21 protein-coding genes are annotated in these 26,575 nt (G+C 75.1%); 15 read left to right on the forward strand and 6 right to left on the reverse strand.

Going from position 1 to position 26,575, the window contains the following annotated elements; all coding sequences use genetic code 11:
* The first annotated feature begins 85 nt into the window (after positions 1–85).
* From CP973_RS15375 to CP973_RS15400, 6 genes are all read left to right on the forward strand, one after another.
* A complete protein-coding gene (locus CP973_RS15375) occupies positions 86–418 on the forward strand; it encodes a thioredoxin family protein (protein ID WP_150241074.1) in 333 nt (110 codons plus the stop codon).
* A 210-nt stretch (positions 419–628) separates the two neighbouring features.
* The gene (locus CP973_RS15380) at positions 629–1,153 is read left to right on the forward strand and encodes a flavin reductase family protein (RefSeq protein ID WP_150241076.1); all 525 of its coding nucleotides are present in this window, start codon (positions 629–631) and stop codon (positions 1,151–1,153) included.
* Between the two features lie 262 nt (positions 1,154–1,415).
* Complete coding sequence (locus tag CP973_RS15385) at positions 1,416–2,204, forward strand: electron transfer flavoprotein subunit beta/FixA family protein (RefSeq protein ID WP_150241078.1); 789 nt, start codon at positions 1,416–1,418, stop codon at positions 2,202–2,204.
* Between the two features lie 57 nt (positions 2,205–2,261).
* Entirely contained in the window at positions 2,262–3,224 is a 963-nt protein-coding gene (locus CP973_RS15390) for an electron transfer flavoprotein subunit alpha/FixB family protein (protein ID WP_150241080.1), read from the forward strand.
* Between the two features lie 243 nt (positions 3,225–3,467).
* Positions 3,468–3,911 carry an ATP-binding protein gene (locus CP973_RS15395; protein ID WP_150241082.1) on the forward strand — a complete coding sequence of 148 codons (444 nt, stop codon included), beginning with the start codon at positions 3,468–3,470 and terminating at the stop codon, positions 3,909–3,911.
* A complete protein-coding gene (locus CP973_RS15400; protein ID WP_150241084.1) occupies positions 3,908–4,765 on the forward strand; it encodes an RNA polymerase sigma factor SigF in 858 nt (285 codons plus the stop codon). Before CP973_RS15395 ends, CP973_RS15400 begins: the two co-directional genes overlap by 4 nt.
* A 167-nt stretch (positions 4,766–4,932) precedes the next feature.
* On the opposite strand, the gene CP973_RS40000 is transcribed toward CP973_RS15400, so the two are convergent.
* The gene (locus CP973_RS40000; protein WP_167538339.1) at positions 4,933–5,139 is read right to left on the reverse strand and encodes a DUF5133 domain-containing protein; all 207 of its coding nucleotides are present in this window, start codon (positions 5,137–5,139) and stop codon (positions 4,933–4,935) included.
* Between the two features lie 283 nt (positions 5,140–5,422).
* Here CP973_RS40000 and CP973_RS15410 point away from each other — a divergent pair, with 283 nt between their 5' ends.
* Positions 5,423–6,664, forward strand: coding sequence for an FUSC family protein (locus CP973_RS15410; protein WP_167538340.1), 1,242 nt, complete (start codon positions 5,423–5,425; stop codon positions 6,662–6,664).
* Entirely contained in the window at positions 6,636–7,664 is a 1,029-nt protein-coding gene (locus CP973_RS15415; RefSeq protein ID WP_150241090.1) for a PP2C family protein-serine/threonine phosphatase, read from the forward strand. The genes CP973_RS15410 and CP973_RS15415 overlap by 29 nt, the downstream gene beginning before the upstream one ends.
* Positions 7,665–7,691: 27 nt before the next feature.
* Here CP973_RS15415 and CP973_RS15420 read toward each other — a convergent pair whose 3' ends face one another.
* Together CP973_RS15420 and CP973_RS15425 are read right to left on the reverse strand one after the other, a co-directional pair.
* Positions 7,692–8,210 carry a DinB family protein gene (locus CP973_RS15420; protein WP_150241092.1) on the reverse strand — a complete coding sequence of 173 codons (519 nt, stop codon included), beginning with the start codon at positions 8,208–8,210 and terminating at the stop codon, positions 7,692–7,694.
* A 190-nt stretch (positions 8,211–8,400) separates the two neighbouring features.
* Positions 8,401–12,183, reverse strand: coding sequence for an nSTAND1 domain-containing NTPase (locus CP973_RS15425; protein WP_150241094.1), 3,783 nt, complete (start codon positions 12,181–12,183; stop codon positions 8,401–8,403).
* Between the two features lie 313 nt (positions 12,184–12,496).
* Here CP973_RS15425 and CP973_RS15430 point away from each other — a divergent pair, with 313 nt between their 5' ends.
* Positions 12,497–13,780: a DUF6986 family protein gene (locus CP973_RS15430; RefSeq protein ID WP_150241095.1), complete on the forward strand. Its 1,284-nt coding sequence runs from the start codon at positions 12,497–12,499 to the stop codon at positions 13,778–13,780.
* A 7-nt stretch (positions 13,781–13,787) separates the two neighbouring features.
* Here the strand turns inward: CP973_RS15430 and CP973_RS15435 are convergent, their stop codons facing one another.
* On the reverse strand, positions 13,788–14,951 hold the full coding sequence (locus CP973_RS15435) for a TolB family protein (protein ID WP_150241097.1): 1,164 nt from the start codon (positions 14,949–14,951) through the stop codon (positions 13,788–13,790).
* Between the two features lie 245 nt (positions 14,952–15,196).
* Here CP973_RS15435 and helR point away from each other — a divergent pair, with 245 nt between their 5' ends.
* The 4 genes from helR to CP973_RS15455 all read left to right on the forward strand — a co-directional run bounded on the left by helR (position 15,197) and on the right by CP973_RS15455 (position 20,047).
* A complete protein-coding gene (helR, locus tag CP973_RS15440; protein ID WP_150241100.1) occupies positions 15,197–17,368 on the forward strand; it encodes an RNA polymerase recycling motor ATPase HelR in 2,172 nt (723 codons plus the stop codon).
* A gap of 140 nt (positions 17,369–17,508) precedes the next feature.
* Positions 17,509–18,711, forward strand: coding sequence for a TolB-like translocation protein (locus CP973_RS15445; protein WP_150241102.1), 1,203 nt, complete (start codon positions 17,509–17,511; stop codon positions 18,709–18,711).
* Positions 18,712–18,779: 68 nt separating this feature from the next.
* On the forward strand, positions 18,780–19,547 hold the full coding sequence (locus CP973_RS15450; protein WP_150241103.1) for an alpha/beta fold hydrolase: 768 nt from the start codon (positions 18,780–18,782) through the stop codon (positions 19,545–19,547).
* Positions 19,544–20,047 carry a hypothetical protein gene (locus CP973_RS15455; protein ID WP_208853189.1) on the forward strand — a complete coding sequence of 168 codons (504 nt, stop codon included), beginning with the start codon at positions 19,544–19,546 and terminating at the stop codon, positions 20,045–20,047. The genes CP973_RS15450 and CP973_RS15455 overlap by 4 nt, the downstream gene beginning before the upstream one ends.
* 18 nt (positions 20,048–20,065) lie before the next feature.
* Here the strand turns inward: CP973_RS15455 and CP973_RS15460 are convergent, their stop codons facing one another.
* Positions 20,066–21,109, reverse strand: a complete 1,044-nt coding sequence (locus tag CP973_RS15460; protein ID WP_150241105.1) for a LacI family DNA-binding transcriptional regulator — start codon at positions 21,107–21,109, stop codon at positions 20,066–20,068.
* Between the two features lie 344 nt (positions 21,110–21,453).
* On the opposite strand from CP973_RS15460, the gene CP973_RS15465 reads away from it, so the two are divergent.
* Both CP973_RS15465 and CP973_RS15470 read left to right on the forward strand, forming a co-directional pair.
* On the forward strand, positions 21,454–22,410 hold the full coding sequence (locus tag CP973_RS15465; RefSeq protein ID WP_150241107.1) for an ROK family protein: 957 nt from the start codon (positions 21,454–21,456) through the stop codon (positions 22,408–22,410).
* Positions 22,411–22,490: 80 nt separating this feature from the next.
* Positions 22,491–24,299, forward strand: a complete 1,809-nt coding sequence (locus CP973_RS15470; protein WP_425281967.1) for a serine/threonine-protein kinase — start codon at positions 22,491–22,493, stop codon at positions 24,297–24,299.
* A 150-nt stretch (positions 24,300–24,449) separates the two neighbouring features.
* Here the strand turns inward: CP973_RS15470 and CP973_RS15475 are convergent, their stop codons facing one another.
* Positions 24,450–26,531 (reverse strand): NPCBM/NEW2 domain-containing protein, encoded by a 2,082-nt coding sequence (locus CP973_RS15475; RefSeq protein WP_150241109.1) that lies wholly within the window; start codon positions 26,529–26,531, stop codon positions 24,450–24,452.
* Positions 26,532–26,575 lie beyond the last annotated feature (44 nt).

Raw genomic sequence — 26,575 nt, forward strand, 5'->3', positions numbered from 1 at the left:
ACACAACCGGGGGTACGCGGAGCCCGGGCCCGTGGCAGCGGGCCGCTCCGGCACCGCGCACCGGCCGCGAACGGGAGGGTGAGGTTTGCGAGGGCAGGACGTGGGGACGCGGCTGGCCGCCGCCGGAGCGGGCGCGGAGCTGGGGGAGCGGGCCACGCTCGTGCAGTTCTCCAGCGCCTTCTGCCAGCCCTGCCGGGCCACCCGGCGCACCCTGGCCGAGGTGGCGGACATGGTGGACGGGGTGACCCACGTCGAGATCGACGCCGAGGCGCACCTCGACCTCGTACGGGCGCTGCGCATCGAGCGCACGCCCACGGTGCTGGTGCTCGACGGCGACGGCGCGCTGGTGCGCCGCGCGGCCGGACAGCCCCGCAAGGCCGACGTCATCGCCGCGCTGGGGGCCGCCGTCCGTGATTGATCTCCCAGATTTCCGGCGTTGCTTGACTGTCCGCCACACGCGTCGTCAGGGTGACGTCATGCGGCCAGGACCCCTTCTTCACGGACGCGCGCCCGCGGACCCTCCGTGCGCCGCCGGCGAGCACTGTCCGCGTACGTGAGCGGCGACGACTCCCGCGGTGCCGGTGACGGCGCCGCGCCGGCCCGGACCCCACGGCAGAAGGACACCACCATGACGGTACCGACCGACTTCGGTACGCCCCGCGCCGCCACCCCCGACCTGCTGCGCTCCGTCTTCCGGCAGCACGCCGCCGGCGTCGCCGTGATCACCGCGCCCGGCCCCCGTCCGGCCGGCTTCACCGCCACCTCGCTGACCTCGGTGGCCGCCGATCCGCCCCTGCTCTCCTTCGGCATCAGCACCGGCTCCTCCTGCTGGCCCGCGGTCTCCGCGGCCGAGCACATCGGCGTCCACATACTCGGCGAGCACCAGCAGGAGCTGGCCACCACCTTCGCGCGGAGCGGCGCCGACCGCTTCGCGCCGCCGACCTCCTGGCGTCCGGGGCCGCACGGGGTGCCGCTGCTGGACGGGGTGCTGGCCTGGCTGGTGTGCCGGGTGGTGGCCCGGGTCCCGGCCGGTGACCACCGGATCGTGCTCGGGCAGGTCGTCGAGGGCGACCCGGAGGGCTACGCCGGGACGGCCGGGCGCAGCCGCCCGCTGCTGTACCACGAGGGCCGCTTCAACGCGCTGCGCGACTGAGCCCCGCCGGGCCCGCGCCGCGCGGCCCTCTCAACGCTTCGCACGGCCCGCCGGTTCCGCGCCGGCGGCACGCGCGTCCCCTGCGTATCCGTTGGCAACGTCACAGTTCAACGGCCTTGCTTCCGGGGAAAGGGGTGGGTGTACTGGCGAGTAATATTTCGGTCGGCGCGGGAACCCCGTCCGGCCGGAAGCCGCCCCAACAGGCGCCTATGCTGCCAGCACAAGGCAGTTCGGAAGAGTCGAAGCAGGTAGGAGAGCCGGCGTGAGCCTGAGGATCGTTGTCTGTGTGAAGTACGTGCCCGACGCCACCGGCGACCGGCACTTCGCCGAGGACCTGACCGTCGACCGCGACGACGTGGACGGCCTGCTCTCGGAGCTCGACGAGTACGCGGTCGAGCAGGCCCTGCAGATCAAGGAAGCCGCCGACGGCGACGCCGAGATCACGGTGCTCACGGTGGGCCCGGAGGACGCCAACGACGCGCTGCGCAAGGCCCTGTCGATGGGCGCCGACAAGGGCGTGCACGTCGAGGACGACGACCTGCACGGCACCGACGCGCTCGGTACCTCCCTCGTCCTCGCCAAGGCCATCGAGAAGACCGGCTACGACCTGGTCGTCTGCGGCATGGCCTCCACCGACGGCACGATGGGCGTACTGCCCGCGCTGCTCGCCGAGCGCCTGGGCGTGCCGCAGGTGACCCAGCTGTCCGAGGTCTCCGTCGAGGGCGGCACCGTCAAGGGCCGCCGGGACGGCGACACCGCCACCGAGCAGCTGGAGGCGTCGCTGCCGGCCGTCGTGTCGGTCACCGACCAGTCCGGCGAGGCCCGTTACCCGTCCTTCAAGGGCATCATGGCCGCCAAGAAGAAGCCGGTGGAGTCCCTGGACCTGGACGACCTGGACATCGAGGCGGACGAGGTCGGCCTGGCGGGCGCCTGGACCAAGGTCGACGAGGCGGCCGAGCGTCCGGCCCGCACCGCGGGCACGATCGTCAAGGACGAGGGCGAGGGCGGCAAGCAGCTCGCCGAGTTCCTCGCGGGCCAGAAGTTCATCTGAGCCTCAGGAATCCCGTTCTTCCCACCGCCCTCATTCTTCCCGCAGGAGAGCAATCCCATGGCTGAAGTCCTTGTCTACGTCGACCACGTGGACGGCGCCGTCCGCAAGCCCACCCTCGAACTGCTCACCCTCGCCCGCCGCATCGGCGAGCCGGTCGCCGTGCACCTCGGCCCCGGCGCCGACACCGCCGCCGCGACGCTCGCCGAGCACGGCGCGGTCAAGGTCCTGACCGCCGACGCGCCGGAGTTCGCCGACTACCTGGTCGCGCCGAAGGTCGACGCGCTCCAGGCCGCCTACGAGGCCGTGTCCCCGGCCGCGGTGCTGCTGCCGTCCTCCACCGAGGGCAAGGAGATCGGTGCCCGCCTCGCGGTCCGCATCGGCTCCGGCATCATCACCGACGCCGTCGACCTGGAGGCCGGCGACGAGGGCCCGGTGGCCACCCAGTCCGTCTTCGCGGCCTCGTACACCACCAAGTCCCGCATCACCAAGGGCACCCCGGTCATCACCGTCAAGCCCAACTCCGCCGCCCCGGAGGCCGCGCCGGCCGCCGGTACGGTCGAGCAGCTCGCGGTGACCGTGGCGGAGACCTCCAAGGGCACCAAGGTCGTCTCGCGCACCCCGCGCGAGTCCACCGGCCGCCCCGAGCTGACCGAGGCCGCGATCGTGGTCTCCGGCGGCCGCGGCGTCAACGGCGCCGAGAACTTCCCGGTCATCGAGGCGCTCGCCGACTCGCTCGGCGCGGCCGTCGGCGCCTCGCGCGCCGCGGTGGACGCGGGCTGGTACCCGCACACCAACCAGGTCGGCCAGACCGGCAAGTCGGTCTCCCCGCAGCTGTACATCGCGGCGGGCATCTCCGGCGCGATCCAGCACCGCGCCGGCATGCAGACCTCGAAGACCATCGTCGCCATCAACAAGGACGCCGAGGCGCCGATCTTCGATCTGGTCGACTACGGCGTGGTCGGCGACCTGTTCGAGGTCGTCCCGGCCCTCACCGACGAGGTCAAGTCCCGCAAGGGCTGACCCCGCGGGGTGCGGCACGGTGGGGCCGTGCCGCACCCGTGACGCGCCCGGGGCCCGTACGCACACCGCGTACGGGCCCCGGGCGCGTCCGCGTGCCGGGAAGCTTCCCGGCCGGGGCCTACGTCCCGTACGCGGGGACCTAAGCCCCGGGTTTCGCGTGCCCCGGCGGGCACACCGAGGGTGCCGGATACCGACCGCGGAACCCGGAACGGAGTCCGCGGAACCCGAAGGAAGGCCCGCACGATGTCCCTGCCCGCAGCCCTGGCCGACCCCTCCGTACGCGCCCTGCGCATGCGCCTGCCGATGAGCCCCCAGGCGCCCCGCCTGGCCCGCGAATCGGTCTGCGCCGTCGTGGACCCCGACCGCTACGCGCTCGGCGACGGCGAGACCTGCCTGTCCGAGGTGGTGGCCAACGCCGTCCGGCACTCCGCCGCCCCCGACATCCCGCTGATGCTGATCGGCGAGGCGGACGGCAGCTTCTTCGCGGCGGTCAAGGACACCGCCCGCGCGGTGCCGATGACCACCGGCACCGGGGACGGAGCGCTCTGCGAGGACGGCCGGGGCCTGGAGGTCCTGGGAGCCCTCGCGGACGGCTGGGGCTTCGACCGGACGCGTTCCGGGAAGTGGGTGTGGTTCCGCGTGCGCCACCCGCGCTCGGACGCCGCCGAGGGGCAGGTGGCCGCGTGAACACCGCCCTCACGTCCGCACGCGCGAGACCCGCGACCGGACCGGCCGGGCTGCCCCTGCTGGAGGACGCCGGCGCGGTCACCCCGGAGGACGCCCGCGAGGTGTCCCGGCTCTTCTTCGAGCGGCTGGCCGGGCTGCCGGAAGGTGACGCCGCCCACCGGTACGCGCGCGACTGCCTGATCGAGATGAACCTGTCCCTGGTCCACTACGCGGTCCGCCGGTTCCGCGGCCGGGCCGAGGAGACCGAGGACATGGTCCAGGTCGGCACCATCGGGCTGATCAAGGCGATCGACCGGTACGACCTCGGGCGCGGCACCCCGTTCAGCGCCTTCGCCGTCCCGTACATCGTCGGTGAGATCAAGCGGTTCTTCCGGGACACCAGCTGGGCGGTCCACGTACCGCGCCGCCTCCAGGAACTGCGCATCGACCTGGCCAGGGCACGCGAAAGGCTCGCCCACGAACTGAACCGCGCGCCCACCGCGGCGGAACTGGCCCGGCACCTCGGAATCGACGAGGAAGAGGTCATCGAGGGCCTGTACGCCGGAAACGGCTACTCGGCGGACTCCCTGGACGCACCGCCGGAGGAGGGCGATACGCAGTCCGCGGGCGGCACCCTGGCCGCCCGCCTGGGCGGCGATGACCCCGCCCTGGAAAAGGCCGAGAACATCCAGGCGCTCAAACCGCTGATGGACGGCCTGGAAGAACGCGACCGGCGGATTCTGCACATGCGCTTCGGCGCGGAAATGACCCAGACACAGATCGGCCAGGCCCTCGGAATCTCCCAGATGCAGGTGTCGCGACTGCTGACCCGCATTCTCGCGAGCCTGCGGGAGGGGATGCTGGAGGCGAATTGAGGGACGCGCCCCATTCTGGGACGCGCGCCGCGCCCCGTCACGGGAAAGGCGCCGCGCCCCGTCACGGGAAAGGCGCCGCGCCCGTCACGGGAAAGGCGCCGCGCCCGTCACGGGAAAGGCCCGCCTTCCGCCTGCTGTCCGGCGGAAGGCGGGCCTTTCCCGTCCGCTCAGGCCGCCCGCCGGTACTCCGCGTCATGCGCGCGCAGCAGGCGGCGGGCCTCGTGCAGAGCGGCGGCCGGGTCGCGGCGGCCGGTGTAGACGCCGAGGGTGTAGGAGATGTCGTCGAGCCGGGCGGCTTCCGGGGTGCCGTCCCGGGTGAGGCGCTGGTGTTCGTGGACGAGGTCGCGCAGCACCTGGTAATTGATCAGTCGCATGGGGTGGCCTTTTCCGTGCGGAGAACCGGGGGTCGTCGCGGGGAATGCCGATCCATTCGCCCGCTGCTTTTCCGGTGCCCCGCTGGGTGGGGAAGCGGCGGGACTTCCGGCCTCGGGTGTACGGGACTTCCGCCGGTCCCGGGCGGCCCAACGGCCCCTTTTTCCACCGCGCCCGAATTTCGTCTCCCAGGGCCGCATAACCGGTGTCCGTAACGGACATCACAAGGTTTCGGCGGCCGTCACAGACCGGAATCGGCCGGTGCGGCGAACGGAAGGGGAGCAGGTGCGGGAGGAGACCACGGGAGCGGCCGTGCGCCGGGCCGGCGCCGCGCTCGCGGCCGTGCGCCCGGCGCGGCTGCGGGACGGGCCCTGGGCCGTGCGGTGGCTGGTGGCGGTCCGCGCGAGCGTCGCGGCCGCCCTGGCCTGGCAGCTGTGCGCCGGCGTGTGGGGGACGCCGCGGCCCGCCCCGGCGGTCGTCGCCGCGCTGCTCGTCGTCCACCCGACGGTGTTCCGGTCGTGCGCGGCGGGCCTCCAGTACGCGGCCGGGTGCACGCTCGGCGCGCTGATCGCGCTGCCCGCCGCCGTCCTCGTCGGCCCGACCTGGCTGAGCATGAGTGCGGTACTGCTGCTGTCCCTGCTGGCCGCCGGGCACGAACGGCTGGGCGCGCACGGACTGCACGTCCCGATCACCGCGGTCTTCGTCCTGCTGCTCGGGCCGAGCCACGCGCGGGAGATCGGGCCGCACCTGCTCCAGATCGGGGTGGGCATCTGCGTCGCGGTCCTCTTCAACGCCCTGCTGCCCCCGCCGCTGCGGCTGCGCGCCGCCGAGGCCGCCCTCGACCGGCTGCGCGCGGAACTGGCCGGGGTGCTGGACGGTGTGGCCGACGCGGTACGCGCGGTCCGCCACCCGGACGAGGTGCTGGACCCGGACTGGCGCGACCGCCTGGCGGACCTCATCGCCCAGGCGCGCAGCGCCCTCGGCCAGGCACACGAGAGCCTGCGCTGGAACGTACGCGCTCCGAGGCGGCACACCGTCTGGCACCTGGACCGGCGGGTCCTGGAGAACCTGGAGCGCGTCGCGCACGACACGGAAGCGGTGGTCGCCGCGCTCGACGACCTCGCGGCACAACGCCCGCCGCCCCGCGCGGAGTCCGCCCCGTACGCCGCGGACGGAGCCGCCGGGGCGGACGCCTGGGACCAGGAGTTCCGGGCCGGCTGCGCGCGGCTGCTGACCTGTCTGGCGCTGTGCGTCCGCGGCTGCCGCGGCGGCAGCCCGCACCCGGTCCTGCCCGCCACCCGCCGCGTGTGGCGGGAACTCGCCGAACGCTGTGGCGACCGGCACGACCGCCTGGACGCGCGCCTGGCCGAGTGCCGCCTCCTGATGCTCATCGACCGGTCGCTCCGGCACGTGGCGGGCGGCCGCCACCGTACGGCGCAGACCGTCCGGAACCGCACCGCCATCACCGAACTCACCGCCGTCGCCGGGGAAGAAGCCCATGCGCGAGCAGCCGCCCAGCACCGCTGAACGCCCCACCGGGACCGGGCGCCGCCGGACCGGATGCCCCCGGGCCGCGTGCGACCGGTGTGCGCTGCTGCCGCGCGCCCTGTTCGTCCTCGCCTTCGCCCTGTTCGTCCTGGCCGTCGTGGCCGTGTCGACCGGCTCGCCGAGCCGGCTCGCCGCCGGGCCGGTTTCCGGAGCGGCGGTGAGCGCGGCACTGGCCGCCGCGCCGGCGGCCGTCGTCGGCGAGGCGGTACGGCAGCGGCGGCGGCGCGCCCTGAACCGGGCGGACACCTCGGCCGCGACCGCGCAGCGGGTCCTGCTGCGGCCGCTCCCCGGCCGGATCGGGGACCTGCGCCTGCGCGGCACCTACCTCCCGGCCCGGACCGCGCCCCGCAGCGGCGGCGATCTCTACGACGCGGTGCGCAGCCCGTACGGCACCCGGCTGCTCATCGGCGACGTGCGCGCCAAGGGGATGCTCGCGGTGGAGGCCTCGGCGGTGCTGCTGCGCTCGTTCCGCGAAGCGGCGTACCAGGAGGAGACGCTGACCGGGGTGGCCCGGCGGCTGGAGGACGACGCGCGGCGGCACATCGCGGGGCTGCCGGGCGCGGAGACGCCCGAACGGTTCGCCACCGCCCTGCTGGTGGAGGTCCCGGCCGGGCCGGTGGCCCGGGTGGTCCACTGCGGGCACCCGGAACCCCTGCTGGTCCGGGACGGGCGGGTACGGGTCTGCCCGCCGGAGCGGCCCGGCGCCCCCATCGGCATGGCCGACCTGGTGGGGGCCGGGCACGCGGAGCACACGCTGCCGTTCCGGGCGGGGGAGCGGCTGGTGCTGTACTCCGACGGGTTCACCGAGGCGCGGGACGCGGCGGGGCGCTTCCAGCCGTTCGCCGAGCGGGTCGCGGAACGGGCCGCCGCGCCCCTGGACGATCTGGTGGACGGGCTCCGCGCGGACCTGGTCCGGCACACGGGCGGGGAGCTGCGCGACGACGCGGCGCTGCTCGTCGTCGAGCGGATCCCCGGGTGAGCGGGCCCGCCCGTACCGGTCCGGGCGCTACTCGCCGGTCGCGCCGTCGATCCGCTCGCGCAGGAGGTCCGCGTGCCCGTTGTGCCGCGCGTACTCCTCGATCATGTGGACGTACACCCACCGGAGGCTGATCGTCCGGCCGTCCGTCGTGGTGAAGGTGTCGTCCAGACCGCGGTGGGCCACGGCCTGGTCGGCGGCGTCGATCTCGGCGCGCAGCGTGGCCAACGCGGCCTCGGCGGTGGCGGTGTCGAGCACCTCGAAGTCCGCGTCGGGCTGCTCTTCGGAGTAGTACAGGGGCCCGATCTTCTGGCCCGCGACCCGGAAGCGGAACCAGCTGCGCTCCACCTCAGCCATGTGCCGGACGAGACCGAGCAGCGTGAGGTTCGAGGGTTCGGCGCTCGGCCGGACGAGCTGTTCCGGCGTGAGGCCGGCGCACTTGCTCAGCAGGGTGTCGCGGTGCTGGTCCAGCCAGCCCTGGAGCATCGCGCGTTCGTCCGCCACGTACGGTGCGGTGCGGCGGTCGGTCTTCGGTGCGGTCCATGTCATGCCGGGGAGTGTCACCCGGCAGACGCCGGGAGCGCTACACGTTATTTCCGGGGTAGCCGGGCTGCCGTGGCGTCAAAGCCTGGGTACCTGGCCCGGGTCGGGTGTGCACACCGGATTCAGGGAGCACACGGGATGGAGAGGTGCACGCAGATTCAGGGGGCACACCGGATTCAGCGGTGCGCACAAACTCTCAGCGGTCGCAGATCGGCTCGTACGGCACATCGGGCAGCAGCTCCCGCCAGCGTGCGGGGCCGGTACTGCCCACCAGCGGGCAGATGCGCCCGGCCACCCGGCCCGCGTCCAGGTCCCACAGGCGCACCGAACCGTCCGCGCCGGTGGTCGCCAGGGTCCTGCCGTCCGGCGCGTAGGCCACCGACCACACCACGTCCGTGTGCCCGGTCAGCGTGGCGGTCTGCGTACGGGCGGCCGTGTCCCAGATCCGTACGGTGCTGTCGAAGCCGACCGTGGCCAGCTGCTGCCCGTGCGGCGCGAAGGCGATGCCCCGCACCGACCCGGTGTGGCCGCGCAGCACTCCGGCGGCCTTCAGGGCGCGCACGTCCCACAGGCGCACCGTCCGGTCGTTGCCCGCCGACGCGAGCGTGCGCCCGTCCGCGCTGAACGCCACCGCCCACACGGCGCCCGAATGCCCGCGCAGCACCCCGACCTGACGGTGCGTGGCGACCTCCCACAGCCGGACCGTCCGGTCGTCGCTCGCGCTGGCCAGCAGCCGCCCGTCCGGGCTGAACGCCACACCGTTGACGAAGTCGTCGTGGCCGGTCAGGGCGGTGGAACGGCTCCGCGCGAGATCCCACAGCCGTACCGTGCCGTCCTCGCTCGCCCCCGCCAGCAGCCCCCCGCCGGGGGCGAAGGCGACCCCGAACACCGAGCCGCGCGGCCCCGTCAGCAGCCGGTCACGGGCGCCGCTCGCCGCGTCCCACAGCCGCACCGTCCCGTCGGCGCCCGCGGTGGCGAACGTCCGGCCGTCCGGGCCGTAGGCCAGATCCCGGACCGGCCCGTGGTGGGCGCGCAGCGGCGGCCCCAGCTGGGTGTGCGTGCGGACGTCCCACCGCTGGACCGTGCCGTCGACGCCCGCCGCGACCAGCCGCCGCCCGTCGGGGGCGAAGGCGACGGCGGACCGGCCGGACACCGGCCGGGCGGTCAGCGCGGCGCCGGCCGGGTTCCACAGGGCGATCGTCCGGTCGAAGCTGCCGGTGGCCAGCGTGCGGCCGTCCGGGGAGAAGGCGACGGCGAGGACGTAGTCGCTGTGCCCGGTGAAGGCGGCGACGGTACGGAGGGTGGCGACCTCCCACAGCCGCGCGGAGCCGTCGCCGGACGCGGACGCGAGGGTGTCGCCGTCGGGGCTGAAGGCCAGCGCGTTGATGTCGTCGTTGTGGCCGGTGAGGCGGGCCCGGACGGTCATCCGCCGGGTGTCGTACAGGGTGACCGTACGGTCCGTGCCGCCGACGGCCAGCGTCGCGCTGTCCGGGCTGAAGGCCACGGCCACGACGCCGTCGCCGAGGCCGGAGCGGTCGGCGAGGACGGTGGGGGAGGCGGGGCGGGCGGCGGCGGACAGGGCGGTGCCGGGGGCGGACGCGGTCAGCGACGGCGGCAGCCGCCAGACCCGGACCCGGCCGTTGGCGTCACCGCGGGCGAGCAGCCGGCCGTCCGGGCTGAACGCCACCTTGCCGGTCCCGGCGCCGCCGAGGCCGGGCAGCCGGGCCATCGGCCGCATCCGGGGCGCGTCCCACAGGGTCACGCTGCCGCCGGGGCCGGTGGCGGCGAGCACGTCGCCACCGGACGGACCGCCGCGGCCCGCGGGCGCGAAGGCCACCTCGCCGCCGTCACCGCCGCCGGGCACGGTCACGGCGGGCGTACGGCGGGCGGCGTCCCGGACCCGTACGGAGCCGTCCGCGGCGCCCGCGGCCAGGAGGCGGCCGTCCGGGCTGAAGGCGACGCCGCGCATCCGTGTCGTACCGGCCGTGAGCGCGGTGACCGGCGGGCGGCGGGTACGCGGGTCCCACAGCCGGACCGTGCCGTCCGAACCGCCGCCCGCCAGGAGCCTGCCGTCCGGGCTGAACGCGGCGCCGTTGACCGGGCCCTGATGCCCCGTCAGGCGCCCCGCGAACGGCCGCGCCTGGGTGCTCAGCAGCGCGCTGCGGGAAGCGGGGGAGGGGTGCAGCCGGTACGCCTCGGCGGCGAGCAGCATGGCCGCCTCCGGCTGCCCGGAGGCCACCTGCCCGGAGCGGGCGGCCAGTTCACCGGCGTACGCGTCACGTCGCCCGGCCTCCGCCGTACGCCACTGCTGCACCGCCAGCACCCCCGCGCACACGGCGAGCACGAGCAGCACGGCGAGGGTGCCCGCGAGCCTGCGGCGCCGCCGCACCCGGCGCCGGGCGGCCCGGGCCGCGGCCGCCTCGCGCTCCTGCGAGGCGCGCAGGAACTCCTCCTCCAGCGGGCTGAGTCCGGCGTTCTCGCCCTGCTGCCCGGCCCACTCGCGCGCCACCGCCAGCCGTGTGCCCCGGTAGAGCGCCGCCGAGTCCCGCCCCTCCCGCTTCCAGGCCCCGGCCGCCTCCGTCAGCCGCTGGTGGACGACGAGCCCGGCCCGGTCGGCGCGGATCCAGCCGCGCAGCCGCGGCCAGGCCCGCAGCAGCGCCTCGTGGGTGATCTCCACGGTGTCCGCGTCGAGCGTCAGCAGCCGGGCGCGGACGAAGACATCGATCACGGCGGCGGTCTTCTCCGGGTCCGGCAGGTGCTCCAGCAGCCGCTCGCGCGGCACCCGGCGGCGCGTCTCGCCCGCGATCTCGCCGACCTGGACCAGCCGCAGCAGCACCTGCCGCGCCGTGCGCCGCTCCGCCGGGTCCAGCCCGTCGTGCACCCGCTCGGCGGTGGTGGCGACGGCGCCGTGCAGGCCGCCGGTGAGGCGGTAGCCGGCGACGGTGAGGGTGCGGCCGGAGCGCTGCTGCCAGGTGGCGAGCAGGGCGTGCGCCAGCAGCGGCAGCGTGCCGCCGGCCACCGGCTCGTCGTCCCCGTGGATGCCCAGGTCGGACAGGAGCAGCTCTTCGAGGCCCGGCTCCAGCTCCAGCGCGGCCTCCCGGGCGGGGCGGGTGATCGCCGCGCGGACTTCCCGTACGGACATCGGGCGCAGCGCGAAGACCCCGGCGGACAGGGCCGGGGCGAGCGCGGGGTGGTCCAGGCACTGCCCGTAGAAGTCAGCGCGGACACCGAGGACCACGGCGCAGGGGGCGTCCCGGGCGGCCGCGCACAGCGCCGTGACGAAGGCGCGCCGCTCGTGGGAGTCCTCGCAGACGGTGAAGATCTCCTCGAACTGGTCGACGACGAGGACCAGGCGGGAACGGGTGCCGAGCGCGGCGCGGACGGCGGCGGCGCACCGCTCGGGGGCTTCGGCCAGTTCCTCGGCGGAGGCGGAGGCAGACGCGGAGGCGGATGTGGCGGCAGGGGCGCCCGGTCCGGCCAGCGCCGCGGCCAGTTCGGTGAGCGGACGCGCGCCGGGTGTCAGGACGCGGACCGGCCAGTGCCGGGAGCCGGGCAGGGCGCCGGCGCGCAGGGCGGGCAGCAGCCCGGCCCGCAGCAGCGAGGACTTGCCGGCGCCGGACGGGGCCGCGAGGACCAGCGGGCCCGCGCTGTCCACGCGCTCGGCGAGGCGGCCGACCAGGGCGGCGGTGGCCCGCTCCCGGCCGAAGAACCAGGGGGCGTCGGCGGCGGTGTAGGCGGCGAGTCCCGGATACGGGCAGCGGTCGCCGGGGGTACGGGCGGCCAGCAGCCGGCCGAGCGTGCCCTGTGCCGCCAGGGCCGCGTCGCAGCGGCGGGCCACGTCGGCGGTCGGCGGTTTCTCACCGTTCTCGATCTTGCTGAGATAGCCCTTGCTGTAGTGCACCAGCTGGGCGAGAGACCGGAGGGAGATCTCCCGCTCCCGCCGCAGCCGCCGCAGCGCGTCCCCGAACTCCTCCGGCATGCAGCCCCCCCCCACGCCTCGTGCGGGCGGCCGGGCTCCCGGCCGCCCGCACCGCGCCGGTGATGCTACGCACGGCGGTTCGGGCCCGGCCGCCGATCGGCGGGGAACTACCGAAAGGGATGAAACGGGATACCCGGGTGCGCGGGCGCACGGCGCGCGCGATGGGGAACGCTCCCCGTGCGGTGCCCGCCCGGTCCGGGGCCCGAAGGGTGTTGACCTGCGATCTCGGCCCGGATAGCTTCGCTCTACGGATTGTTGATTCCGCGACACGGAAAAGCCGCGGAGCGGGTGCGGACCACTGGGAGGGTGTCGGATGGGGCAGCACGAGACGGTGGCGACGAGCCTCGCGCCCACCGTACGCGAGGAGATCGGAGCCGCTCTCGCGGACGTGGACGCGGACCTCGCGCGGCGCTACCCGGGCGATCCCGGCACCCGGCAGCCGGTCCACACGGTCTACGTGCCCGGCGACGCCGTCACCGCCGGCACCCTCCGCGAGTGGGGCGACGCCGCCCTCGCCGCGCTCGACGAGCACGCACCCGACGCCGAGGCGTTCGCCGGCGTCCTCGGCCTCCCGGACGACCTGGCGGAGCCGGTGTACGAGCGGGTCCGGGCCAAGCTGGAGCGCGAGCCCGTGGAGGACCTGCGCATCGACTTCGAGGACGGCTACGGCCCGCGCCCGGACGCCGAGGAGGACGAAGCGGCCGCCCGCGCCGCCGCCCTCGTCGCGGCCGCCTGCGCGGACGGCACCGCGGCGCCCTACACGGGCATCCGCATGAAGTGCATGGAGGCCGCCGTCCGCGACCGCGGCATCCGCACCCTCGACATCTTCCTCACCGGTCTGATGGCGGCCGGCGGCCTCCCCGACGGCCTGGTCCTGACCCTGCCCAAGGTCAGCTACGCCGAGCAGGTCGCCGCCATGGCGCGGCTGCTGGAGGCGTTCGAGAAGACCCACGGCCTGCCGGCCGGCCGGCTCGGCTTCGAGATCCAGATCGAGACCACCCAGTCGATCCTGGGCGCCGACGGCCGCGCCACCGTCGCCCGCATGATCGAGGCCGCCGGGGGCCGCGCCACCTCCCTGCACTACGGCACCTTCGACTACAGCGCCTCCTGCGGCGTCAGCGCCGCCCACCAGGCCCCGGACCACCCGGCGGCCGACCACGCCAAGGCCGTCATGCAGGTCGCCGCGGCCGGCACCGGCGTGCGCCTGTCCGACGGCTCGACCAACGTCCTGCCGATCGGCGCGACCACCCGGGTGCACGACGCCTGGCGGCTGCACCACGGCCTGGTCACCCGCGCGCTGGCCCGCGCGTACTACCAGGGCTGGGACATGCACCCGGCCCACCTGCCCACCCGCTACGCCGCCGTCTACGCCTTCTACCGCGGCGGCCTGGAGCAGGCCGCCGCCCGGCTCACCGCGTACGTCTCCAAGGCCGGCGGCGACGTGCTGGACGAGCCCGCCACGGCCAGGGCGCTCAGCGGCTACCTGCTGCGCGGCCTGGACTGCGGCGCCGTGGACCCGGCCGAGGTCGCCCGCCTGACCGGGCTCACCCGCGCCGACCTGGACGCCCTCGCGGGCCGCCCCGCCCCGGCCGCCTGACGCCCCGTCACCAGCGGCGTACGAACACGTCGTACGCCGCGTTGGTGTCCCCGGGCACCAGATCGGCCGCGTCCGAGGCGAACGCCACCGCCCGGCCCCCGCCGTCGACGGCCCCGCCGCCCGCCCGGTCGCCCGGGCCCACGTCCCGGCGCTGTCCGCTCCGCGCGTGCACGAGGACCAGCCGGCCGCCCTCCGCGACGAGCACCCACCGGCCGTCCCCGCTGACCGCCTTCGCCACCGCGCCGTCGCCCGCCACCCGCCAGGTCCGCCCGGCGCGCAGATCGCGGACGTAGGCGTGCGAGCCGGCCGCGGTGCCCCCGCGCACGACGTTGGTGGCGGTGGACGTGAAGGCCGCGTACCGGCCGTCGGCGCTGAGCTGCGCGAGCCGCGCCGGGCCGTCGGCCGGGGAGCCGTCGTGCGTGATGTCCGCCTGCCCGACCTCGCCGGTGTCCCGGTCGCGGACGAACACATCGCCCGTGTCCGGGCCGCTGCCGCCGCGCTGCCGGATGCCGTACGCCGCCACCCGGCCGTCCCGGGAGAGCGAGCCGCCGTCGGCGAGCGGGTACCCCGAAGGGCCGGCGGGGGTGAGGAGTTCGTCGGTGCCGCTGTCCAGGTCGCGGACGTACAGCAGGACGGGGGCGTTGCCGTGCCGGTTGGTGATCGTGTACGCGAGGTGCCGCCCGTCGGCGCTCAGCCCGGCGACGTCGCTGATCTCGCCGCCGATCGGCGGGTCCTTCGGACGGACCTGCTCCGTCGTCCCGGTGCGGCGGTCGTGGACGTACGGGAGCGGATAGCGCGTCCCCGTCGAGAACGCGACGTACCGGCCGTCCGCGCTGATCGCCAGGGGGCCGCCGCCGTACCCCTGTGGCCTCGGCACCTGGGTGAGCTTCCTGGTGACCGTGTCCTTGACCAGCAGCGCGGGGAAGTAGCCGGCGCCGAGGTTCGGGGCGGCCGACCAGAAGACGACGTACCGTCCGTCCGCGCTGACGGCGGCGGGCCCCGACGCCCCGTCGGCCTGTGTGCCGTCGGAGGCCGTGCTGACCCGCTGGACCGAGGACGCGGGGCGGGCGGATGCGGGCCCGGCGGCCTGCGCCCGGCCCGGGGCGCACAGCCCCGCCACGACCGCGCCCACCGCACTGGCTCCGGCGACCGCGCGGACCGACCGCGACATGCCCCACCCCATGCCCGCCCCCGAGATGCCCGTCCCGAAAAAAGAAGAAGCAAGGAGTTCGCACACTCCTTGCCACTCTCAACATATAGCGCACAGGGGGGCTTGCGGCAAGGCCCCGGTCGTGCCGCACAATCGCTCGCCGAGGCCAGGACCTGCGGGAACGGGAGACACGCGCAGCACGCGCCGCGGCGCGGGCGTACGCGCGGCAGCACCCCGCGGGACGGCCCAGGATCGGAGCTGACACCATGCATTCCCTGACCACCGGCGTGTTCGACCTTCCCGACCGCCTCGCCGCCAAGGCCGACCCCAAGCTGACGGCGGCCGACGAACGGCACTTCGCGGCCATCGCGGAGAGCCTGGACCGGACGATCACCGAACTGTCCGACCGCCTCGACGCCGAACTCAAGGCGCCCGGCGGCACCGGCCGGCAGGCGATGGACCGCGACGCGGAGGTCCACCGGCTGACCGGACGGCTGCGCGCTCTGCGCCGCTTCGGCCTCGACCTGTGCCTCGGCCGCATGGCCGGAGCGGACGGCACCGAGCCCGTGTACGTCGGACGGCTCGGCCTCACCGACAGCACGGGCCGCCGGCTGCTGGTCGACTGGCGGTCCCCCGCGGCCGAGCCGTTCTTCGGCGCCACCCACGCCGACCCGATGGGTCTGACGAGCCGCCGCCGGTACCGCTGGACCGACGGCCGGATCACCGACTACTGGGACGAGGTCTTCACCGCCGACGGGCTCGAAGGGCACGCCGCGCTGGACGACCACTCCGCCTTCATCGCCAGCCTGGGCGGCAACCGGTCGGCACGGATGCGGGACGTGCTCGGCACCATCCAGGCCGACCAGGACGCCGTCATCCGGGCCGGATCCCGCGGCGCCCTCGTGGTCGACGGCGGGCCGGGCACGGGCAAGACCGTCGTCGCCCTGCACCGCTCCGCCTACCTCCTGTACTCCGACCCCCGCCTCGGACACGGCCGCGGCGGCGTGCTGTTCGTCGGCCCGCACCGGCCCTACCTGGCCTACGTGGACGACGTCCTGCCCAGCCTCGGCGAGGAAGGCGTGCAGACCTGCGTCCTGCGCGACCTCGTCGCCGAGGGGGCGGACGCGGCGGACGAGAGCGACCCGGAGGTGGCCCGCCTGAAGTCCTCCGCGGACATGGTGAAGGCCATCGAGAAGGCCGTCGGCATCTACGAGGAGCCGCCCACCAGGGGGATGACGGTCTCGACCGACTGGGGCGACGTCCGGCTGACCGCCGACGACTGGGCCGAGGCGTTCGACGCGCCGGACCACGGCACCCCGCACAACGAGGCGCGCGAGCAGATCTGGGAGGAACTCGTCGCGATCCTGCTGGACAAGCTCGACGGCGACGTCCCCGGCCACGCCTTCGAGCGGTCGCTGCGGTACGACGGGGAACTGGTCACCGCCCTGCACCGCGCCTGGCCGCTGCTCGAAGCCACCGACCTGGTCTCGGACCTGTGGACGGTTCCCGCCTATCTGCGGCTGTGCGTCCCCTGGCTCAGCGCGGACGAGGTGCGCAGGCTCCAGCGCAAGGACGCGCCCCAGGCATGGACGGTGTCCGACCTGCCGCTCCTGGACGCGGCGCGGCAGCGCCTCGGCGACCCGGAGGCGGCCCGCACCAGGCGCCGGCACGCGGCCGTGCTCGCCGCCCAGCGCGAGCGCATGACGCAGGTGGTCGACAACCTCATCGACGCGGCGGCCGCCTCCGGCGCGGACCTCGACGAGGGTGAGGGCCTGGTGACGATGTTGCGCGGCCAGGACGCCCAGGTCAGCCTGGTCGACGAGGCCGAGCTGACGGTCGCGGAACCGGACCGGCTGGCCGGCCCGTTCGCGCACATCGTCGTGGACGAGGCCCAGGAACTGACCGACGCGGAATGGCAGATGCTGCTGTCGCGCTGCCCGTCCCGGAGCTTCACCATCGTCGGCGACCGCGCCCAGGCCCGGCACGGGTTCACCGAGTCGTGGCGGGAACGGCTCGAACGGATCGGCCTGGACCGGATCGACGTGGCCTGCCTGAACATCAACTACCGCACGCCGGAAGAGGTCATGGCGGCGGCCGAGCCGGTCATCCGGGCCGCGCTCCCGGACGCCAACGTGCCGGTCTCCATCCGCCGCGGCGGCGTTCCCGTGGTCCACGGCTCCGTCGCCGACCGCGACACGGTCCTCGGCGACTGGCTCGCCACCCACGACGACGGCATCGCCTGCGTCATCGGCGACCCCACGTTCCGGGCGACGCGGCGCGTCCGGTCGCTGTCCCCGGAGCTGGCGAAGGGCCTGGAGTTCGACCTGGTCGTCCTCGTCGACCCGGAGAACTTCGGCGACGGTGTCCAGGGAGCGGTCGACCGCTATGTCGCGATGTCGCGCGCGACGCAGCAACTTGTCATCCTGACGAGCTCCTGAGACCGGGCGGCCGGACCGGGTCGCGGACGCTCCACCCGCACCGGACGTTGTACGGAGAACGGCTGATTGCCGGTGTCCCTTCGGGCGCGCTTGTATGCGCGTACCGCGTACGGGCGGGGTGACGGAGACCAGGGGGAAGCATGGCGAAGCGGATACGTACGGGGCTGGGCGTGGCCGTGGCGGTCGGGGTGCTGTTGTCGGGGGAGGCGGCGTGGGCCGGTGAAGGAGCCGGTGAGGCAGCCGCGTCCACCGTCGTACGGGTGAGCACGGCGGCGGACGGCGGCCAGCTGACCGGCCCGTCGCACATCGCCTCGATCAGCGCCGGCGGCCGGTACGTCGCCTTCTGGACGGGGGCGCCGGAGCTGGGCGGCGGAGGCGGTTCGACGCACGTACTGGCCGTCAAGGACCTGCGCACCGGGCGGGTCGGGCGGATTCCGGACGCCCGGCGCGAGGACGGGGCCGGGATCGACAACGTCCCGCGCGTCAGCGCCGACGGCCGCTTCGTCGCGTACTCCACCGGATACGTCGGGCACCGTTCCGCGTACCTGCACGACCGCCGCACCGGCCGCACCACCCACCTGGTCCCGCCGCCCGGCTCCCCGGCCGGCGGCGGGAGCGGCGAGGTCACCTCGCTGAGCGCGCACGGTCGTTCGGTGGCCTTCCGGGCCACCGGCCCCGCACCGGACGGCCCGGCGCTCGACTACGTACACGACCTGGTCACCGGCCGCACCGAGCTGATCACCCCCAAGGCGCCCGGGGGCAACGCCAAGTACGGGATCGTACGCGGTGTCTCGCTGAGCGGGACGGGCCGGTGGATCGCGTACGTGCTCGACGAGGCGGAGGGCGGCGGGCAGGACCTCTTCGTACGGGACCGCCGGACGGGCGCCGTGCGCCGGGCCGACCTGAATGCCGACGGTACGCCGATGGAAGACCGCCGCCTGCGCCTGGGCGAGCTGAGCGCCAACGGCCGAGCCGTGACGTTCGGCGCGGACACCCCTCGCGCACCGGCCCGGTCCGCAGCGCCCGGCTGGTTCGGCTACGTACACGACCTGCGCGCCCGGCACACCCGGCAGGTGGGCCGGGAGCGCGGCTTCCCCACGGCCGTCAGCGGCGACGGCCGGCGCGTGCTGGAGAACCACGACGGCCGGCTGACGCTGCACGACCTGCGCACCGGCGAGCAGCACCCGGTCGCGGACGGCTATCTGAACCACGCCGCCCAGCACGCGCTGAGCCGGGACGGCCGGAGCGTGGTCTTCGGCTCGGTCCTGCCGGACCTGGTGCCGGGGGACACCAATGGCGCGTACGACGTGTTCGTGCGGCGGTTCGGTGCCGGGGCGGAGTGACGGCCCGGGGTGATTGCGCCCGGTTGCGACCAGGTTGTACCGGAGGTCATGGCGGGCATGCGGATCACATGACCGACATCGGATTCTTCGCCCGCAGCTTCGGGCCGCCGCCACGCGAGGGCCGCCCGGCCATGGTGCTCGTCCACGGACTCGGACTCTCGGGACGGTACTTCGTGCCGCTCGCGCGCCGGCTGGCCGCGGGCGGGGCGACCGTGGTGGTGCCGGACCTGCCGGGCAACGCGCGTTCGCGGGCCGCCGAGCACCGCGCACCCGGTGTCGGACAGTGCGCCGAGGCCCTGGCCCGGCTGCACCGGCGGCTGTCCCTGGGGCCGAGCGTGCTGGTCGCCAACTCGGTCGGCTGCCAGGTGGCCGCGGCCCTGGCCGCCCGCCACCCCCGCCTGGTCGGGCGCCTGGTGCTGGTCGGCCCGGCGCTCGAACCGGGGGTCTCCGGATGGCGCCAGTGCGCCCGGCTCGTCGCGGACGCCCCCAGGGAACCCCTCGGCCTGCTCGGCCTGGCCGCGTTCGACTACCTGGTGACCGGCCCCCTGCGCTGCGCCGCTTCCTTCGGCCACGCGCTGCGGGACGCGGCCGGGGCATTCGAGGGGAACCTGTCCCGCGTCCGCGCGCCCACGCTCGTCGTACGGGGAGCGGGTGACACCATCGCCTCCGGCACCTGGACCCGGCGTGTGGCGGGACTGGTCGCCGACGGGCGCGCCGGGGAGATCCCGGGCGCGGCCCACGCCGCCCACTACGGCGCGCCGGACGCCATGGCGGCGCTGATCGAGAAGTTCACGGTGGGAGAGCCCGGAAGATCCACGGTGGGAGAGGCCGGATGAACTCCGCGAAGACGTCCGGCCGGGCACCGACCGGGCACCAGGAGCGCCGCTCGCTGTGGCTGCGCCTGCTGCCCGGCATCTCCCCGAAGCGCCGGGGCTTCGTCCTGGCCTGGTGGGGCTTCGCCCTCACCTTCGGCGGGATGCGCCTGCTGACCTGGCTCATCCACATCGACGTGGCCGGGGTCGGCGACGTACAGGCCGGCGGGGTGCACCTGCACCACTACGTATGGGGGATCCTGCTGCTCGCGGTGGTGGGCGCGGCGAGCCTGGCCGAACGCTCGGCGCGGGCACGCGCCTGGCTGGGGCTGGCCTACGGGGTGGGCCTGGCCCTGGTCGTCGACGAGGCCGCGCTGCTGATCAGCCTGGAGGACGTGTACTGGGACACCGAGGGCGGCGTCAGCATCGCCCTGGCCATCGCCCTGATCGCCGTCGTCGGCAGCGTCCTGGCGTTCACGCGGGGGCGGCGCGCCTCCCGGGACGATCCGGACGACGACGGCTGACGCCCGAGGGCGACGGGGTCAGCCGCCCTCCGGGGGCGGCAGTTCGCCCGAGCCGCGCGGGATGAGGCGGGTGGGGATCTCCTCGCGCCGCGGCGGCCCGTCGGCGCCGTCGAGGCGGCGGAAGAGGAGCGTGGCCGCGGTACGGCCGAGCCGCGCCGCGTCCTGCGCCACCACCGTGATCGCGGGGGAGACCAGGTCGGCCAGCTCGAAGTCGTCGAAGCCCACCAGGGCGACCGGGCGCGGGCGTTCGGCGAGCACCCGGACCGCGGTGACCGTCACCCGGTTGTTGCCCGCGAACAGCGCGGTGACCGGCCGCGGCCCGTCGAGCATGGCGGTGGCCGCGAAGCGCACCCGGTCCGGCGCGGTCGAGCCGAGGGACACCCACGCCTCGTCCACCGGGAGCCCGGCCTCGGCCATCGCGGTGCGGTAGCCGCGCAGCCGCTCGGCGGCGGTATGGATGCGGGGCTGGTCGCCGAGGAAGCCGATGCGGCGGTGGCCGTGCGCGATCAGGTGCGCGACCGCGTCGCGGGCCCCGCCGAAGCTGTCGGAGAGCACCGTGTCCGCCTCGATCCGGCCCGCCGGGCGGTCCACGAAGACGGTCGCCACGCCCGCCGCGATCTCCGGCTCCAGATAGCGGTGGTCGTCCGCGGCCGGGATGATCACCAGCCCGTCCACCCGGCGGGCGCAGAGCGCGAGCACCAGTTCCTGTTCGCGCGCGGGGTCCTCGGCGCTGGACCCGTTGATCAGCAGCGCGCCGTGGTCGCGGGCGACCTCCTCGACGGCGCGGTTCAGCGGCCCGTAGAAGGGGTCGGCGAGGTCCTCCAGGACCAGGCCGATGCTGGCGGTGCGGCCCTTGCGCAGGATGCGCGCGGAGTCGTTGCGGCGGAAGCCGAGGGCGGTGATGGCATCCTGGACGCGGCGTTCGGTGTCGGGGGTGACGCCGGGTTCGCCGTTGACCACCCGGGAGACCGTTTTCAGGCCGACGCCGGCGCGCGCCGCGACATCCTTCATCGTCGGCCGGCTGCCGTAGCGGCGGGAGGTGCCCCGGGCGGTGTCGGTCACGGTGCGCGGTCCTGATTCTGTCGGCGGTGGCGGCGGTCGGGCGGGCGCGGCGGGCGGCCCCGGTGCGGCCACGGCGGCTCCGGCGCTCGCTCCGGCTGTTGCTGGAGAGACGGGCGGGACCGGTGTGGCGGTTCCCGGTCCGGTACGCCGATGATGGGTCTCGGCGTGACCGAGCGACCGGCGTGTGGGGCCGGCCGGGCGGGACGCCCGGCCGTACCGTGCGACGGTGCGCGGTACGGCGACGAGCATAACCTCTGGACAACGTTGTCAAAGGCGACGAGACTGGCGTTCCCGTGCCGGGCCCCGCACCCCGGCCCCCGCGCCCACCAGGAGATTCGACACCGATGCAGACGGACCTCAGCGCAGCGCTGGACATCGGCGGCACCAAGATCGCCGGAGCGCTGGTGGACGGGCGCGGCAGACTGCTCGTACGGACCACCCGGCCCACCCCCGCCGACCAGGACGGCGCCACCGTCCTGCGCGCGCTGGCCGAGGTGGTGGCGGACCTGACCGCGCGCCCCGAGTGGGCCGGGGTGGCGGCCGTCGGCATCGGCAGCGCGGGACCGGTGGACGCCCGGCGCGGCACGGTCAGCCCGGTCAACATCCCCGGCTGGCGGGACTTCCCGGTCGTCGCGGAAGTCCAGGCGCTGGTCGGCGCGCTCCCGGTCGTCCTGGTGGGCGACGGTGTGGCGATGACCGCCGCCGAACACTGGCAGGGCGCCGCCCGCGGCTACGCCAACGCCCTGTGCATGGTGGTCTCCACGGGTGTCGGCGGCGGCCTGGTGCTGGGCGGACAGTTGCACCCCGGCCCGACCGGCAACGCGGGCCACATCGGCCACATCAGCGTGGACCTCGACGGCGACCCGTGCCCGTGCGGCGCCCGCGGCTGCGTCGAGCGTCTCGCCAGCGGTCCCAACATCGCCCGCCGCGCCTTGGAGAACGGCTGGCGGCCCGGCCCCGACGGGGACACCAGCGCCGCCGCCGTGGCCGCGGCGGCCCGCGCGGGTGACCCGGTGGCCCGTCACTCCTTCGAGCGGGCCGCGCAGGCGCTGGCCGCCGGGATCGCGGCCACCGCGGCGCTGGTCGAGATCGAGATCGCGGTGATCGGCGGCGGCGTGGCCGGTGCGGGCGACACCCTCTTCGTCCCGCTGCGCCGCGCCCTGGACGACTACGCGACGCTCTCCTTCGTCCGCGGCATCACGGTCGTACCGGCACAGACCGGAACGGACGCGGGGGTGGTGGGCGCCGCGGCGGCGGCCGCGCAACAGTCCCGTCTCGATGCCTTCGCCCCCACGGTCTGAACGGTTCGCACGGCCCGGTGCCGCCTCTAGGCTGTTGCCGACCATGACCGGGGACGAGTGGTGCGAACGGGGCGAGTGGCGTGGACGGTGTGGACGAGCCGGGTGACGTGGGCGGCGGCGCCCGTGGCGGAGGCTCCGGCGGCGGGGACCTGACAGGGCGGGTGCTCGGCGGGCGTTACCGGGTCACCGGGCAGATCGGGCGCGGCGGCATGGGCGTCGTGTGCCGGGCCGTGGACGAGGTGCTCGGCCGGGAGGTCGCCGTCAAGGTGCTGCGGGCCTACACCGACGCGTCCCCGCCGGAGCTGGCCGACCTGCGCACCCGTATGCAGCGCGAGGCGCGTGCCGCCGCCCGCATCCGGCACTCCGGCGTGGTCACCGTGCACGACGTGATCGACGAGGACGGGCGCCCGGTCATCGTCATGGAGCTGGTCGACGGGCCCTCGCTGGACGACGCCCTCGACCGGTACGGCGCCATCGGCCCGCGCGACATCGCCGCCATCGGCGCCAAGGTGATGGACGCGCTGGACGCCGCGCACCAGGCGGGCGTGCTGCACCGGGACGTCAAGCCCGGCAACGTCCTGCTGGAGGGCTGGGCGCGGCGGGCGGGCCGCCCGGACGCCGGGGTGGGCCGCGTGGTGCTCACCGACTTCGGCATCGCCAGCATCGAGGCGCCGGACGACGGGAACACCACCCGTCTGACCCGCAGCGGCGAACTGGTCGGCTCGCTCGACTACCTGCCGCCGGAGCGGGCCCAGGGGCAGCCGCCCTCGCCCGCCTCGGACATCTGGTCGCTCGGCATGACGCTGTACGCGGCGGTGGAGGGCAACGGCGCGCCGTTCCGCCGGACGTCGGTGTGGTCGACCCTGACGGCGATCGTCTCCGAACCGCTGCCCGAGCCGCGCCGGGCCGGCCCGCTGACGCCGGTGCTGCACGCGCTGATGGCCAAGGACCCGGCCGCCCGGCCGAGCGCGGCCGAGGCGCGGGCGATGCTGACGGCGGTGGCCGACGGGCGGGACACGATGGCGCTGGGCGCGACGCGGACACCGACCGCGCCGGACGTACGGTCCGCGCCGCTGCCTCCGCCGCCCGGCGGTGTGGCTTCAAGTCCCGTGTCCCCAGGGCCGGTCGGCGTGCCGACGCCCGCCGCGGCGAGCCTGGGGGAGCGGGAGACCAGCGCCGTCCCGGCGCCGGGTGACCGCCCGCGCCCGGCCGGGCGCGGGCGCCGTCCCGCCGTGCTCGCCGCCGCCGTGGCCGTCCTGCTGGCGGGCGGCGGAGTGACGTACGCGCTGATGGATCAGGACTCCGGCCGTACGGTCGCCGAGCGGCGGTCGACCGGCTCCCCGGAGGAACAGGCCGCGCACGCCGGGGTCTCGGGTGCCCCGGAGGAGACGGGGAAGGCGAAAACGGAGGGGAAGGGGAAAGCGGCCGGAGGCGGTGCGGAGAAGGAGAGTGCCGCGCCTGCCGCCTCCGCCGGGCCGACGCGCGGCGCCCCGTCCGGGAAGCCCAGCGGCGGCGGCAGCCCCGGAAAGGGTGCGGGCAGCAGCGCTCCCGCCGGGCCGGGCGGTACCGGTGGCGCCACCGCTCCGGGAGGCGGCGGGCCAGAGCCCCGCGCGTGCGCGTCCATCGGCGGGGGCAAGTTCGACTGCCAGGTGTGGCGCACCGCCGCCTCGTACGACGCTTCCTTCCAGCGCGTCGGCACACTGAACGCGGGCACCAACTACTTCTACTGCCAGGTGGACCTGGGCCGCCGGGAGACCTTCAGCCGCTGGACGAACACCTGGTGGGCGAAGACGGACGACGACAGCGGCAACTCCGGGGTCTACGTCAGCGTCGTGTACGTCAAGGGCGGCAAGAACGACGGGCCGGTGCCCGGGCTGCCGACCTGCTGACACGGAAGGCCTGACGCGGACGGTCCCGCACGGAAGCCCTGATACGGAGGGTCCCGCGCGGAAGGCCTGGCGCGGACGGCCGTACGCCGGTGGCCTTACGCCGATGGCCGGGCGGACCCGGAGGCCCGCCCGGCCGGCCGTGACGGTGTGTCAGCAGCTGAACCTGGCGTCGGCCCAGTCGGCGTGGTCGTACTGGAGCCCGTCACCGACGTCCCGCACCACCAGCCGTACGGTGCTCGCCCCGGCGACCTGCGCGCTGATCGCCTTCGCCGGGTCCTTGCCGGTCAGCTTGCCGCTCTCGGCGACCCGCTGCCCGTCGGCCCACACCTCGAAGCCGACCGATCCCTGGTCGCCGGTCTCGTCGTCCACGCCGACCTGCGCGCTGAACGCCGAGCACTGCCCGCCCGTGTAGTACGTGATCTCACTGGGCGCGTGGGCGCCCAGCCCCTTGGTGTAGGTCGCACCGCCGATGCGGATCGGCGTGCCGTCGCCGGCCCGGGGCCCGCCCACGCTCATGTCCCGTTCGACCGGCCCGTAGCCGTTGGTGGCGGTGATCCAGGGCAGGTCGCTGGCGTACGAGGTCCCGGCGGGCGGTGCCTGCACGGCGAAGACCGGCAGCGGCAGCGTATGGGTGACCCGCTGCCCGCGCGCCGACCGGTAGTCGGTGGTCAGCGTCAGTTCGTACGCGCCGGGCTTCGTCCCCGCCAGCGGCGCGATCTTCCAGGCGGTGACCAGTTCCTTGTCCGGCGGCAGGGCGGGGGACCCGGTGGACGTGACCGGCTCGACCCGCCAGCCCTGCGGACCCTTGAGGGAGACCGTGACGTCGAACGCCGGGGTCCGGCCGAGGTTGCGGGTGAGCGTGGCGACCCGGGCCTCCTTGCCGACCTCGATCGGCTCGATGCCGTCCGCGCCGGTCTCGACGGCAGGTGGGTAGTGCGCCCAGCGGCGGTCGGGGGAGACGCGGTACACCAGCGTGCCGTGCGCCGGTACGGTCGCGGCGATCTCACCGGCGGTGTGGGTGTCCTCGTGCTTCCACAGGTCCCGCAGCCGGTAGCCGCTCGCCTGCGGCAGGCCCGCCTCCCGGGCCGTGGTGGTGATGCGCTGCGGCCGGTCGGACTCGTTGAACAGCGCCACCGCCCGGTCGCCGTCGGCCAGCGGCTTGCTCAGCACCCACCGGCCGCCCGCCGACTTCAGCACCTCGGCCTGCTTGCCCAGCGGGTCCTGGTCGAGCCCGATGATCTCGCGGTTGCCGAGGATGTCGTACGTCGCCTGGGACGCCTTGCGCAGATCGGTGCCGATCAGCAGCGGCGCGGCCATCATCGACCACAGGGAGAAGTGGCTGCGGTACTCGGTGTCCGTCATGCCGCCGTTGCCGACCTCCAGCATGTCCGGGTCGTTCCAGTGGCCGGGACCGGCGTACTTGGCCAGCGGCGCGTTCTCCTTGAAGATCCCCACCACGCTGTCCCACACGTCGCCGATGTCGCCGGTGGTGCGCCACAGGTGCCCGACGTCCGCCGCCCACTCCCACGGCTTGTTCTCGCCCCACTCGCAAATGCTGTAGACGATGGGCCGGCCCGTCGCCTTGAGGGCGTCGCGCATGGTGGTGTAGCGCTGCTTCGCGTCCACCCCCTGGTTGTTGCAGTTGTCGTATTTCAGGTAGTCCACTCCCCAGTCGGCGAACTGCCGCGCGTCGGAGTACTCATGGCCCAGCGCGCCGGGCATGGCCCGGGCACAGGTCGTGGTGCCGGCGCTGGTGTAGATGCCGAGCTTCAGCCCCTTGGAGTGGACGTAGTCGGCCAGTGCCTTGATGCCGTTGGGGAAGCGGGTGGTGTCCGGGACGAGTTTGCCGTTCGCGTCCCGGTCCTTCCGGGCCCAGCAGTCGTCGAGGTTGACGTACTCGTAGCCCGCGGCCTTGAGGCCCTTCTCGACGAAGAGGTCGGCGATCCCCTTGATCATCGCCTCGTTGAAGTCGGCTCCGCAGTGGGTGGAGTTCCAGTTGTTGAAGCCCATCGGGGGCGTCCTGGCCAGGCCGTCGGGCAGCCGCGGGGCGGCGGACGCGGCTGCTCCGGCGGGCCGGGCGGCGGGCTCGGCGGCGGGTGCGGCCCCGGTGCCGGCCGTACGGGCCGCGGCGGGCAGGGCCGTCACCCCCGCCGCGCACAGGAAGGCCGCGGAGAGCGCTCCGACGACTCTTCGCCGGGCGCGCCGGGTGGTGAGGGGGGCGTGCGGGTGCATGATGCGCGTCCTCCGTTCTCGGAGAGAGCTGTGAAGTCATGTAC

Source organism: Streptomyces albofaciens JCM 4342 (genome assembly GCF_008634025.1).
In the GTDB taxonomy this organism is placed as follows: Bacteria; Actinomycetota; Actinomycetes; order Streptomycetales; family Streptomycetaceae; genus Streptomyces; species Streptomyces albofaciens.